The organism is Enterococcus sp. DIV1444a, from assembly GCF_051712125.1.
Taxonomy (GTDB): domain Bacteria; phylum Bacillota; class Bacilli; order Lactobacillales; family Enterococcaceae; genus Enterococcus; species Enterococcus faecalis.
The window spans coordinates 2,331,747-2,343,956 of the sequence record NZ_JBIOOG010000001.1; the positions used below are offsets into that span (position 1 = coordinate 2,331,747).

General features: G+C 37.6%; 14 protein-coding genes. 2 read left to right on the forward strand and 12 right to left on the reverse strand.

Features of this window, described 5'->3' with window-relative positions; translation table 11 throughout:
* Window positions 1-337 precede the first annotated feature (337 nt).
* A complete protein-coding gene (nrdD, locus tag IGI87_RS11215) occupies window positions 338-2,521 on the forward strand; it encodes an anaerobic ribonucleoside-triphosphate reductase (RefSeq protein WP_113794532.1) in 2,184 nt (727 codons plus the stop codon).
* 32 nt (window positions 2,522-2,553) lie between these two features.
* A complete protein-coding gene (nrdG, locus tag IGI87_RS11220) occupies window positions 2,554-3,150 on the forward strand; it encodes an anaerobic ribonucleoside-triphosphate reductase activating protein (RefSeq protein ID WP_002356379.1) in 597 nt (198 codons plus the stop codon).
* 44 nt (window positions 3,151-3,194) lie between these two features.
* Here nrdG and dinB read toward each other — a convergent pair whose 3' ends face one another.
* The 12 genes from dinB to tenA all read right to left on the reverse strand — a co-directional run bounded on the left by dinB (window position 3,195) and on the right by tenA (window position 12,199).
* The gene (gene dinB / locus IGI87_RS11225; protein WP_104855304.1) at window positions 3,195-4,313 is read right to left on the reverse strand and encodes a DNA polymerase IV; all 1,119 of its coding nucleotides are present in this window, start codon (window positions 4,311-4,313) and stop codon (window positions 3,195-3,197) included.
* A gap of 125 nt (window positions 4,314-4,438) precedes the next feature.
* Window positions 4,439-5,197 carry an ABC transporter permease gene (locus IGI87_RS11230; protein ID WP_104855303.1) on the reverse strand — a complete coding sequence of 253 codons (759 nt, stop codon included), beginning with the start codon at window positions 5,195-5,197 and terminating at the stop codon, window positions 4,439-4,441.
* Window positions 5,181-5,843 carry an ABC transporter ATP-binding protein gene (locus tag IGI87_RS11235; RefSeq protein WP_317094976.1) on the reverse strand — a complete coding sequence of 221 codons (663 nt, stop codon included), beginning with the start codon at window positions 5,841-5,843 and terminating at the stop codon, window positions 5,181-5,183. Before IGI87_RS11235 ends, IGI87_RS11230 begins: the two co-directional genes overlap by 17 nt.
* A gap of 14 nt (window positions 5,844-5,857) precedes the next feature.
* Window positions 5,858-6,730, reverse strand: a complete 873-nt coding sequence (rsmI, locus tag IGI87_RS11240; RefSeq protein WP_104855301.1) for a 16S rRNA (cytidine(1402)-2'-O)-methyltransferase — start codon at window positions 6,728-6,730, stop codon at window positions 5,858-5,860.
* A 111-nt stretch (window positions 6,731-6,841) separates the two neighbouring features.
* Complete coding sequence (locus IGI87_RS11245) at window positions 6,842-7,189, reverse strand: DNA replication initiation control protein YabA (RefSeq protein WP_002356372.1); 348 nt, start codon at window positions 7,187-7,189, stop codon at window positions 6,842-6,844.
* Window positions 7,182-8,021 (reverse strand): PSP1 domain-containing protein, encoded by an 840-nt coding sequence (locus tag IGI87_RS11250; RefSeq protein ID WP_002356371.1) that lies wholly within the window; start codon window positions 8,019-8,021, stop codon window positions 7,182-7,184. The genes IGI87_RS11245 and IGI87_RS11250 overlap by 8 nt, the downstream gene beginning before the upstream one ends.
* A 116-nt stretch (window positions 8,022-8,137) precedes the next feature.
* Window positions 8,138-9,088 carry a DNA polymerase III subunit delta' gene (holB, locus tag IGI87_RS11255; protein WP_438737051.1) on the reverse strand — a complete coding sequence of 317 codons (951 nt, stop codon included), beginning with the start codon at window positions 9,086-9,088 and terminating at the stop codon, window positions 8,138-8,140.
* Window position 9,089: 1 nt separating this feature from the next.
* Complete coding sequence (locus tag IGI87_RS11260; RefSeq protein ID WP_002356367.1) at window positions 9,090-9,419, reverse strand: cyclic-di-AMP receptor; 330 nt, start codon at window positions 9,417-9,419, stop codon at window positions 9,090-9,092.
* 19 nt (window positions 9,420-9,438) lie between these two features.
* Complete coding sequence (gene tmk / locus IGI87_RS11265) at window positions 9,439-10,077, reverse strand: dTMP kinase (RefSeq protein WP_002356366.1); 639 nt, start codon at window positions 10,075-10,077, stop codon at window positions 9,439-9,441.
* 208 nt (window positions 10,078-10,285) lie between these two features.
* Complete coding sequence (gene recR, locus IGI87_RS11270; protein ID WP_002356363.1) at window positions 10,286-10,882, reverse strand: recombination mediator RecR; 597 nt, start codon at window positions 10,880-10,882, stop codon at window positions 10,286-10,288.
* 179 nt (window positions 10,883-11,061) lie between these two features.
* Complete coding sequence (locus IGI87_RS11275; RefSeq protein ID WP_438737053.1) at window positions 11,062-11,484, reverse strand: hypothetical protein; 423 nt, start codon at window positions 11,482-11,484, stop codon at window positions 11,062-11,064.
* 31 nt (window positions 11,485-11,515) lie between these two features.
* Window positions 11,516-12,199 (reverse strand): thiaminase II, encoded by a 684-nt coding sequence (tenA, locus tag IGI87_RS11280; protein WP_438737055.1) that lies wholly within the window; start codon window positions 12,197-12,199, stop codon window positions 11,516-11,518.
* Between the last annotated feature and the right edge of the window lie 11 nt (window positions 12,200-12,210).

Below are 12,210 nucleotides of genomic sequence, written 5' to 3' on the forward strand. Positions count from 1 at the left end.
ATCTTACAATATCGTTCGGTAGTCAAAGAATAATTGTCATTTCGTGAATAAATCCGCAAACAATTATTACTTAATAATTGTTATTTTTTAGTGTTTCTTTTAGCGAATTGGCAAAAAAATCTTTGCTGTTTTTTAATTTGGACAAAAAAATTTTTTCACGTAAAAAAATTTACTCAATCCTTTTCTTCATTTGTTTTCATATTTTTTCAAAACACCACAAGCACAATATATAGTGTTTGTCTAGTGATATTTTACTAAAAATACGCAATATATCGATTGAATTTAGTCGGTCTTTGTATTAGGATAGTTACTAACGAGATATAAGGAGCTGGATAAAATGATGAAGATTACTGATGAAAAAACCGAGGATGTCAATCTCTCAACAATTAAGGTCGTCAAACGAGATGGTCGTTTAGTGACTTTCGATGATCAAAAAATATACGACGCTTTGATCAAAGCTGAACAAAAAATACATGACCAAGTTACTCCTTTGACCCATCAAAAAGTCCAATCGATTGTTGCCGATGTCAATCGAGAAATTGCCGAACGTTTTACCAATAACGTAAAAATTTATGAAATCCAAAATATTGTGGAACATACCCTCCTATCCAACAATGAATATGCCTTAGCCGAAGAATACATTCATTACAGAACACAACGTGATTTTGAGCGTAGTAAAGCGACTGATATTAATGTATCTATTGGTAAATTAATTAATAAAGATCAGACTGTCGTGAACGAAAATGCCAACAAAGACAGCGATGTTTTTAATACGCAACGTGATCTAACAGCTGGGATTGTTGGGAAATCGATTGGTTTAAAGATGTTGCCTTCACACGTGGCTAATGCCCATCAAAAAGGCGACATTCATTACCATGATTTGGATTATCATCCTTATACTCCCATGACAAACTGCTGTTTAATTGATTTTAAAGGCATGCTAAACAATGGCTTTAAAATTGGGAACGCTGATGTTGAATCACCAAAATCAATTCAAACGGCCACTGCACAAATTTCTCAAATTATTGCCAATGTAGCTTCCAGTCAATATGGTGGTTGCTCTGCCGATCGGATTGATGAATTATTAGCGCCGTTTGCGGAACGCAATTATGAAAAACATTTAGCAGATGCGCAAGAATGGATTGAAGGAGAAGAACGCCAAAAAGCATTCGCTCAGAAGAAAACGAAAAAAGATATTTTTGATGCCATGCAAAGTCTTGAGTATGAAATTAATACCTTATTTACTTCCAATGGACAAACCCCGTTTACTTCTCTGGGATTTGGTTTAGGTACCAACTGGTTTGAACGAGAAATTCAACGGGCGATTTTACAAATCCGAATCAATGGCTTAGGGATTGAAAAACGAACAGCTATTTTTCCAAAATTGATTTTCACGATTAAACGAGGCGTTAATGCGCAACCTACTGATCCAAACTACGATATTAAACAACTGGCACTAGAATGCGCAACGAAACGCATGTACCCTGATGTTTTAAACTATGATAAAATCGTTGAACTGACAGGTAGTTTCAAGGTACCGATGGGCTGTCGTTCCTTTTTACAAGGCTGGAAAGACGAACAAGGTGAAGAAGTAAATGTTGGCCGCATGAATTTAGGCGTTGTGACCTTGAACTTACCAAGAATTGCTTTAGAAGCGCAAGGAAGTCAAGAAAAGTTCTGGCAAATTTTAAATGAACGGTTGGCAATCGTTAAAGATGCTTTGGTTTATCGTGTCGAACGAGTTAAAGAAGCTAAACCGGCGAATGCGCCGATTTTATACATGTATGGCGCTTTCGGAAAACGTTTAGCTACACAGGATTCCGTAGATGAACTGTTTAAAAACAAACGTGCCACGGTTTCACTTGGTTATATTGGCTTGTATGAAGTGGCTTCTGCCTTTTACGGCGGTGCTTGGGAAGACAATCAAGAGGCCAAAAACTTTACACTCGATATTTTAAAAGAACTGAAAAAAAATGCCGACAACTGGGGCAATGAATATGGCTATCATTTTAGTGTCTATTCTACACCAAGCGAAAGCTTGACTGACCGTTTTTGTCGTTTAGATACTGAAAAATTTGGTCTCGTCGAAAATATTACAGATAAAGAATATTACACAAACAGTTTCCATTATGATGTACGCAAAAATCCAACACCTTTTGAAAAACTTGATTTTGAAAAGGATTATCCAAAATACTGTTCTGGTGGTTTTATCCACTACTGTGAATACCCCATGTTACAGCAAAATCCCAAAGCACTTGAAGCAGTCTGGGATTACGCTTATGACAAAGTTGGCTATTTAGGAACCAATACGCCAATTGATCATTGTTATGCCTGTGGTTTTGAAGGGGACTTCAACCCGACCGAACGTGGCTTTGAATGTCCAGAGTGTGGCAATCATGATCCTAAGACTTGTGATGTCGTTAAACGGACTTGTGGTTATTTAGGTAATCCACAAGCTCGCCCCATGGTACACGGTCGTCACAAAGAAATTTCCTCTCGTGTGAAACATTTAAAAAATTAAACTCGATTATTCTATAGAAAGAAGTTTTGCTGATGCGTAATCCGAAACCACAAGAATGGAAAACCGAAGACTACAGCCAAAAAAAGATTGCCGATTACAAAGCGTTCAACTTTGTTGATGGCGAAGGTGTACGCAATAGTTTATATGTGAGTGGCTGTCTCTTTGCTTGTGAAGGTTGTTTTAACAAAGCTGTCCAAAATTTCAATTATGGTACGCCGTTTACAGAATCTTTAATGAATCAGATTATTGAAGATTTGTCCCATGACTATGTCCAAGGTTTAACTCTTTTGGGCGGTGAACCTTTTCTGAATACAGATGTTTGCCTTAGCGTAGTCAAACGTGTGCGGGAAACATTCGGCTCAGCCAAAGATATCTGGTCTTGGTCAGGGTATACCTTTGAAGAACTACTTTTAGAAACGCCTGATAAGCTTGAACTACTCCATTCAATTGATATTTTAGTCGATGGGCGCTTTGAACTGGCAAAACGTAATTTAAATTTACAATTTCGTGGCAGTAGTAATCAACGCATCATTGATGTGCCCAAATCACTTGCTGCTGGCAAAGCTGTTATTTGGGAAAAATGTCATGATGCCGAAACGTCTTATGAACAAATCAAAAAATCAATTTAAAAAAGTTAGCCCTTTAGCCATCTCTTGAGGATGTGTCTAAAGGGCTAACTTTTTTCCCATAAAGGTAAGACAATGTTTTCATACGCTAGTGGATCTAAATTCGTTAAAGTAATGCCTAATAAACGGATTCCTTGTTCTAAACCTAAAATATCTTCCCAAATTAAATTCGCTTGATAGAAAAGTTCTTCTTTTTTAGAAATATATTCAGGTAATGTCACACGTTTCGTAATCGTCGTATAGTCAGTATAACGAACTTTTAGGACTACTGTTTTGCCATGCTTTTGCACTCGTTGCAACGCGCGTTCAACCCCTGCTGCTAATTGTCTCAATTGAGCCGTAACCTGCTCTTCCGTCGTTAAAGGGGTGCCGTAAGTATGTTCTTTCCCTACTGACTTACGATCTCTAGTCACTTGAACTGGCGCATCATGGATACCGCGGACTTTACGATACAATGAATAACCCATTTTACCGAATAACCGAATCAACGTCATCTCATCTTGCTTATATAAATCTGCTCCGGTAAAAATCCCTAGTTCATGCATTTTAGGCACTGTTTTTTTCCCGATTCCGTGGAAGTCTTCAATCGGTAATGCTTTCAAAAAATCTTCGGCCTCTTCCGGTAAGACAACTGTCAGGCCCTTTGGTTTCTGAAAATCTGATGCTAACTTGGCTAAAAACTTATTGTAACTAACACCTGCCGAGCAAGTTAAATGCAATTCATGCCAAATATCATATTGGATCATTTTTGCAATTTTAATAGCCGACTTACTGTTGGCCTTATTTTCAGTTACATCTAAATACGCTTCGTCAATAGATACTGGTTCAATCACATCAGTGTAACGGCGAAAAATTTCACGGATTTCTTGAGAAATTTCACTATATTTCTGATAATTACCTGGCTTAAAAATGGCACTTGGACATAGTTCATACGCCTTTTGAGCACTCATAGCCGAGTGAATGCCGTATTGTCGAGCAATATAATTTGCTGTGGTCACCACTCCTTTGCCCCCAGTATCACTTGGATGGCGCGCAATAACTAACGGATGTCCTACTAGCTCTGGATGATCTCGCTCTTCAACTGAAGCAAAAAACGCATCCATATCAATATGTATAATTTTTCTCGACGTATCTTTTTTTAAGGGAAAACGTAATTCGCTCATCATTTTGATTCGCCTCCTTCCTCCATTATATACGAACGTCCGTTCTTTTTCAAATTGAAACTTCTTTATTTCAATCATAAAAAGCTGAAAACCCGTGAAGTTACAGTCACAGATTTCCAGCTTTTTAATTATACGACCAATTGTTTTTGTTGATTATAGTAGCCTTTATAGGCAAGATAAGTTGCGATTACTGAACCAATACTTGTTGCTGATAGCAACATAAAAGTCACCATAATCTGATATTTTATCGCATGGACAGGATCAACGCCCGCAAAAATCAAGCCTGACATCATCCCAGGCAAACTAACAATTCCAACAGTTTTGGCAGAATCAATCGTCGGCGCCATCCCCGTTTTGACACTTTGTTGGATAATTGGTAAAGAGGCGAGTTTGATAGTTGCACCTAATGCTAGTTTCTCCATTACCGCTTGCCGTTGGTTTTGAAAAAGAGTATCTAAATTGCGATAGCATAAACCAATTGCCACCATCGAATTGCTAGCAATCATCCCACTGATAGGAATGATTTGAGAAGGAATAAACTTAATAGAACCAGAAAAAATCAAAATACCAATGGTAATTCCTGTACTACAACCAATTGCAATAAAAGAAATCAAAAAGCCCTTTTGTAATTGCTGGCTGCGTTTTTTTGCATTAAAGGCTGCGTTGGAAACAATCACCAAAACCATGACGAGCGTTAAAATCAGGTTATTGACTTGAAAAACATATTTTAATAAATAGCCGACTGCGACTAATTGAATGACTGCTCGAATCACACTAATAATAATATCTTTTGTAAAACCTAATTTTTCTTTAGTACTAATAATTAATGCGACCACCACTAGCATGGCTGAAAAAAATAAGGATAAATTATTAACTGCTAAATCCATCTGTCGGTGCCACCTTTCCTGCTACAATACGAATCACTTGCTGTGCTTGCTGAATTTCTTCGGTATCATGCGTGACACGAATCAGCGTGACTCCTTGCTCTTTGTTTAATTGGTTTAACAATTGATTAACAATTTGTTTGCTTTCTTCATCTAATCCCGTTGTAACTTCGTCTAATAATAAAACATCTGGTACAAAAATAATGTTTCGTAGCAAAGCAACCCGTTGTCGCTCACCACCAGAGAGTTCGGCTATTTTCTTTTCAAGATAAGTAGCGGGCAATTTCACTTGTTGGAGCAATGCTACGACTTTTTCTTGATTAAACGCTTCTTGTCTGACAGTAAATGGAAATAACAAATTATCATACACGGTTTCACCAAATAAAGTTGGCTGCTGAAAACAATAAGACACCTTTTGGCGGTATGTTTCGATTGGCATTGTAGTAATTGGCGCTTCTTGATAAAAAATTTCGCCTTCTGTAGGACTTAATAATGAAGATAAAATTTTTAAAAATGTACTTTTCCCGCTACCTGAAGGACCAATAATTGTTGTATTGCTGCCTGTTTCAAATGACAAATCAATATCAGAAAGAATGCTACGACCATTTACTTGATAAGACACGCCTTCTGCTCTCAATAAATTACTCATGTTTCTCTCCTTTTTTAAATGGAATGATATTCTTTATATACTTCTTGTTTTTTTACATTTCTCAATTTAGCCACTTCTTTGATTGCCTCTTTGGAACTCCGTCCCTCTTCCTCCATTAGAACTTGCACATGTTCCTTGAGAGAAATAGCCGGCATTGCTGCTATTGTCTCTTTCTCACCAGTAAATCCGCTCACTAATAAACAACATTCGCCTTTTAGCGTATTTTCTGCTAAATACTCTGTTAGTTCTCCTAAGGTACCACGCAAATATTCTTCATGAAGTTTTGTTAATTCTCGACAAATCACCGCGGGGCGTTCTTGACCATAGACTTCAGCAAACGTTGCTACCGTTTTCGCAATCCGATAGGGGGACTCATAAAAAATCTGTGTCGGCCGTTCTTCTTTTAATTCTGATAACACGTCTTTCTGTTCTTTTTTCTTTCTTGGTAAAAAACCATAAAACGTAAATGGCTGTGGTAAAAGACCTGAAGCAATCAAAGCGGTCATTCCTGCCGTAGGTCCTGGCAAGGCAATCACTGCCAGTTCTTCTTCAAGACATGCCGTAACCAATTCATGACCAGGATCACTAATTGAAGGCATCCCTGCATCGCTAACTTGGGCAATCGTTTCGCCGCTCAGCAATCGTGTAATCAGTTGAGGAATTCGCTCTTTGTAATTATGTTCATGTAAACTAATTTGTGGTGTCGTAATCTCAAAATGATTTAGCAATTTTTGTGTGTTTCTTGTGTCCTCACTAGCAATCACCGTTGCTTCTTTCAATATGTTTAAACAACGAATACTCATATCTTCTAGATTGCCGATAGGAGTTGGGACAAGATACAATTTTCCTTTTGTTGTTTGCTTATCAAAACTTTTCTGTTTTTGCATAGCGCATCCCTCATTTTCATTTTTCGTTCTATAAATAGATAAAGGTTTGATTTGACAATCGATTGACTGTCAAACCAAACCTTTCCTTTTTATTTGCAGTGTCCACTAGACTTAACGCGTGCGTTCCCCATAAATAACATCAAGACAAAAGGCACATTCTTCATCATTTTCACGTCTTGAACCATATAAAATATTGCAGACATGGAAGCCCTCTTCATAAAGTTTTTCCAAATTCATACGTGATTTTGATAGCTCTTGTTTTTCAGTTTCAGTTGTATTTCCTGCTAACTTATTCAGTTCTTGGAGATGCTCCCGTAAGCGTTGGTTTTCGATTTCCAACGTGGTATTTTTTTCTACCAACTCATGGAGTGCTGCTTTAATTTCTCTTAATTGTGTCACGGAACTGTCTAAATCAGTTTCCAACGAATTTAATCCATCATAGAGCGAACGTTTATCCATTTTGATCACCTTTTTCAGCAGCAACTTTCGCAGTAGCTTCTTTGATTTCTTCGTAATCATAATCCGCTGCGATTTCACGACCATGCAGACGAACTTTGACAATCCGACTTAATAGATTCAACCCGACGACTTTGCCTTTGCCATCTGGTGTTATTACTTCTTTTCCATAATCTGGTAATTCTTTTTTGGCGGCTTCATATTCGTCGTTTTCGTATTTCAAACAACACATTAAACGGCCACATAATCCTGAAATTTTGACAGGATTCAAAGATAACCCTTGATCTTTAGCCATTTTGATTGAAACTGGCATAAAATCTCCTAGAAATGTTGAGCAACATAGTTGTCTGCCACAAGGGCCAATGCCACCTAATATTTTCGCTTCATCTCGGACACCAATTTGACGTAACTCAATCCGCGTCCGGAAAATAGCCGCTAAGTCTTTGACTAATTCACGAAAATCAATTCGCCCATCTGCCGTAAAGTAAAAAATCATTTTGCTACGATCGAAGGTATATTCTACTCGCACTAATTTCATTTTTAAGTCATGGGCTCGAATTTTTTCATTGGCAATGCTTTTGGCAGCTTCTGCATCAGCCAAATTTTTTTGTTCTTTTTCTAAATCATTGGCTGTTGCTTTATTTAAAATGGGTTTTAGGTCCTCTGGTAAATCGTCTGAATCGACTGTTTTTTTAGGAATAGCAACAGTAGCTAATTGTTTTGATTGTTGAGATTCAACGAGTACTTTCTCATTATAAATATACTCAGATTTTCCAGGAGCAAAATAATAGATATGACCGGCTTCACGGAAGCGAACTCCTACTACTTCTACCATTTTATTCCTCCTAATCTAGTTCAAGTGAACGTCGCTTCAATCGGTTAAGGAACTTGCTGAAACAACTAAATTCCTACTATATTATGAAACTGAATGCCACTTGGCACTTTTTTACTTTATGATTTAGGGTGAATCATTTGGATAACTAATTGTTCACAAACACTTTGCCAACTAACATTGGCTGTCCATTTTTGGCGTGCTTTCAAAATTAGTGCCAACCGTTCCGCCTGCTCTTCCGTTACTTTTTTGGCTTGCTGTGTTACAACACTTTCTTCCAATAATTGACGGTAATAAACCATGAGCAAGTCAAAGCTAAGCGCTTGTTGTTCTTTTTCCTTAAATACTTTGACCATTTTCTTCTGAACGTAGATAAATGCCTGTAAATCATTACTTTTTAGATAATTAAACCATTGTAAAATGATTTCCCTAGCTTCATTAAACCATTCATCTTGAGAGATTTCAACTGCTTTCTCAAAACTATTTGTCAGCTCAGCTAAAAGGGTTGCAGTCTTTTCGCTAATCCCCTGTTTGATTAAACGATCAATTAATGTTTTTTTGACTAATGGTTGAAAATGTAAGGTTTGGCATCGTGATTGAATCGTTGGTAAAATTCGAGAGAGTGAAGTGGTTTCTAAAATAGCTAAAATTTGTCCTTCTGGTTCTTCTAAAAATTTTAAGAGACTATTGGCTGCGCCGGTACTCATTTTATCAGCTTCTTGAATTAAGAAAACTTTTTTAGCAGTCTCAACCCCACTTTTAGAAAACTCCGCTTTTAATTCACGGATTTGGTTCACTTTGATGGTTTGCCCATCTGGCGCAATTCTTAAAACATCTGGGTGTTCATTTTCATTAATCCGCACACAATTATGGCATTCGTTACAAGGCTGTTGATTTACTAAATTCGTACAAAAGACATGTTTCGCCATCCATAAGCCAAATTCTTGTTTTCCAGTTCCTGTATCTCCTTCAAAAAGATAAGCATGGGCAAGACGACCATGCTCAAAACTTTTTTGGAGTTGCTTGTACAGCAAAGGTTGCATTTGTTGCAGTTGTTGTGTTTCATTCATCTTAATATTGATGGAATCCTTCAACTGGCAAGACGAAGCAAGTAGCGCCGCCGACTTCAACTTCTACAGGATAAGGAATTTGGCCATCCATTGTGATATCTAAAGTCACAGGTGTTGAAACATATTGTTTTCTTGATTGACATGTTTCCTTAATTAAAGCTAATGTTTCGTCAACACGTTCATCATCAATCCCAATAATAAATGTGCTGTTTCCCGCTTTTAAGAACCCACCTGTTGAGGATAATTTTGTAGCACGAATATTGGCATCAATAAATTCGTTGGCTAATCGGTTACTATCTTTGTCTTGTACAATGGCTAAAATAATCTTCATGGTCTACACCTTCCTATAATTAAAAGTTTTCTGGATAACGTTCAATAATCGCCTGATACGTTGCTTCTACGACAAGTTCTAAACTCATCCGTGCATCAATCTTTTTGATACGTTGTGGATTTTCTTCTGCTAATTTCAAATATTCATGGCGAACACGTTGATGAAATTCTAATCCTTCTGAATCTAAGCGATCAATTTGCTGTGTTCGATTTTCTTGAATCCGCCGTAAGCCAGTATCTGAGTCAACGTCTAAATAAATTGTAAAATCTGGTGAGACACCTTCTGTCGCAAACGCATTAATTGAAGCAATGGGTGCAATCCCAATTCTACGCCCAGCGCCTTGGTAGGCTAATGAGCTGTCAACAAAACGATCACATAGGACTAAATGACCCGCTTCCAAAGCTGGCAAGATTTTTTCCACTAAATGTTGACGACGAGCAGCTGCGTAAAGTAAAGCTTCTGTTCGCTCATCCATTCTGTCATTTCTCGGATCTAAAATAACTGTTCGAATCTTTTCGGCAATCGGTATGCCGCCTGGTTCTCTTGTGGTGACAATTTTTCGTTTTGACTCTTTAGCTAATCTTTCAGAAACTTCCTTCAAAACACTGGTTTTGCCAGCGCCATCTGGACCTTCAAATGTGATAAAAATACCCTGCACGTGCGAAAACTCCAATCAATTTTTACTTGTATCTATTATACTTCATCTTGCTCTATCAGTCTAATTGAAATCCTTACGTCCTATTTAAAGTGATGCACCGCTGAAAAAAAAGAAGTTGAAAAAGAAATACGGAGAAGCTAGAACTGCGACATTTGCCCACAGAAACGAGCTACTTCGATTTCAATCTCTTTTTCCAACGATGTTTCTGTTAAATTTCTCGACGTCCTTCAACTGCTTTCAGCAAGGTTATTTCATCTGCATATTCAATATCGCTGCCGACAGACAAGCCGTGTGCCAAACGAGTAACGGTGATTCCAGCTGGCTTAATAAGCCGTGATAAATACATCGCCGTCGCTTCTCCTTCCGTGGTAGCGTTGGTTGCTATAATGACCTCTTTCACTTCATCATCGTGCAAACGTTTGATCAAAGAGGCAATATTAATATCTTCTGGTCCTGTTCCTTCCATCGGTGAAAGCACCCCGTGGAGTACGTGATACAAGCCTTGATATTCACGCATTTTTTCCATTGCCATAACGTCTTTTGGCTCTTCCACTACTAAAATAATACTACGGTCACGATTTTTATCTTGGCAAATTTCACAAGGATCTTCTTCAGTAATATTTCCGCAAATACTACAGAAATGGAGATCTCTCTTGACACTAATTAGCGCTTTTGCAAAAGCATTAGCGTCTTCTTCTTTCATATCAATTGTATAAAAAGCAAGCCGTGTCGCTGTTTTTTGACCAATCCCTGGTAATTTCATATAACTTTCAATCAATTTTGCAATCGGTTCTGGATAATTCATGAGGCTTCTACAGTCCTTTCTTAGCAAGGCGTTTCTGTTATTACTAAGCGAGTTATAACAGATTTTGCGTCACTGAATATCTTATCACGCTCTGTCAAAAAAGCAATATTTAACCGCTATTTAAAGAATCAAAAAAACTTCCACTTTGTTGTGACAAAATGGAAGTTTTTTTATTTTGCTCAAATTAAAAATCGCAATAGACAACGTACTAGTAATAATGGTAATATACCTTTCAAGAAAAAAAGAACTAATTCTCTTAGCTGAAATTCTGTACCTTGATACCGAATCCTGCCTTTCAATTTGGCAATATTCAAATCATACAATCGTTCCTGAAATGTTTTTTCACCACAGATTGGACAAATAAATTTGTACAAGTTTTTTTGTGTATTTAACGTCTCTTTGCGGGTATGAATACTCCACTTGATTTTTTCCTTTGTTTCCACTGTACTTAACTCATATTTTTCACCACAAGCCGTGCAACAAAACCTATGCGTTGTGCGTACCTCATTTGCTTCTTTACGCAGTTTCCGTAAGGTCAAAATCCCTTGATAAACAAAATTTCCAATACCAACAATGAACAATAGTATACCAACACTTTTCATAAATTTATCCTCCTATTTTGATAAATTTATTTTACCACATGTTCATCTCTTCTTTTTGTATCCAGGTTTCGTGTGTATAGGCCATTTCCCAAAAAGCGTATTCCATCTCACTGCTGATAACAAAAGCGGTGATCATAGCTGCTTGTTCTTGTGGTGAACTTTCTTCATATAATTGGTCCAACAGTTGGCGTTCCTCTTGGACGTGTTGATACGCATCCTCCCCGGCATAGGTTTCAATCCAACGTTGGTACAGTGGCTCTGGTGAGTGTTGTTTGACTAACTGTGTACCAATTTCTTGATAGAGCCAAGAACAAGGCAACATACTTGCTGCGGCCGTCTTAGGCGTTCCTTCAATAAGTTGGCGATACATATGAGAAACATAGTGATAAGCGGTTGGTGCAATCGGTGTCGCTGTAACTTCTTCTTCCGTAATCGCTAGTTCTTCAAAAAAAGTTTCACGAATAGCTAATTCGCCCAACGCGAGATTTTCCGCATTTGTTAAGAGTAATTTTTTTAATCGAGGTTGTTGCGTCTGTGCCGCAATCAAGCGATAAAGTTGACTAAAATGTTTTAAATAGTAATGATCTTGAATTAAATAGTAGCGAAAAATCGTTGGACTCAAGGTTCCTTCATGTAATTCTGTGATAAAAGGATGCTGAAAACTCCCTTGCCAAGAAGCTTGCGCTTGTTCTTTGGCTTGTTCTGTAAATGTCATAGGTTTCTCCT

Excerpts from the sequence above, each read along its gene's own strand:
- nrdD (WP_113794532.1), top strand. The coding sequence starts at position 338 with ATGATGAAGATTACTGATGAAAAAACCGAGGATGTCAATCTCTCAACA.
- nrdG (WP_002356379.1), top strand. The coding sequence starts at position 2,554 with ATGCGTAATCCGAAACCACAAGAATGGAAAACCGAAGACTACAGCCAA.
- dinB (WP_104855304.1), bottom strand. The coding sequence starts at position 4,313 with ATGATGAGCGAATTACGTTTTCCCTTAAAAAAAGATACGTCGAGAAAA.
- IGI87_RS11230 (WP_104855303.1), bottom strand. The coding sequence starts at position 5,197 with ATGGATTTAGCAGTTAATAATTTATCCTTATTTTTTTCAGCCATGCTA.
- IGI87_RS11235 (WP_317094976.1), bottom strand. The coding sequence starts at position 5,843 with ATGAGTAATTTATTGAGAGCAGAAGGCGTGTCTTATCAAGTAAATGGT.
- rsmI (WP_104855301.1), bottom strand. The coding sequence starts at position 6,730 with ATGCAAAAACAGAAAAGTTTTGATAAGCAAACAACAAAAGGAAAATTG.
- IGI87_RS11245 (WP_002356372.1), bottom strand. The coding sequence starts at position 7,189 with ATGGATAAACGTTCGCTCTATGATGGATTAAATTCGTTGGAAACTGAT.
- IGI87_RS11250 (WP_002356371.1), bottom strand. The coding sequence starts at position 8,021 with ATGGTAGAAGTAGTAGGAGTTCGCTTCCGTGAAGCCGGTCATATCTAT.
- holB (WP_438737051.1), bottom strand. The coding sequence starts at position 9,088 with ATGAATGAAACACAACAACTGCAACAAATGCAACCTTTGCTGTACAAG.
- IGI87_RS11260 (WP_002356367.1), bottom strand. The coding sequence starts at position 9,419 with ATGAAGATTATTTTAGCCATTGTACAAGACAAAGATAGTAACCGATTA.
- recR (WP_002356363.1), bottom strand. The coding sequence starts at position 10,882 with ATGAATTATCCAGAACCGATTGCAAAATTGATTGAAAGTTATATGAAA.
- IGI87_RS11275 (WP_438737053.1), bottom strand. The coding sequence starts at position 11,484 with ATGAAAAGTGTTGGTATACTATTGTTCATTGTTGGTATTGGAAATTTT.
- tenA (WP_438737055.1), bottom strand. The coding sequence starts at position 12,199 with ATGACATTTACAGAACAAGCCAAAGAACAAGCGCAAGCTTCTTGGCAA.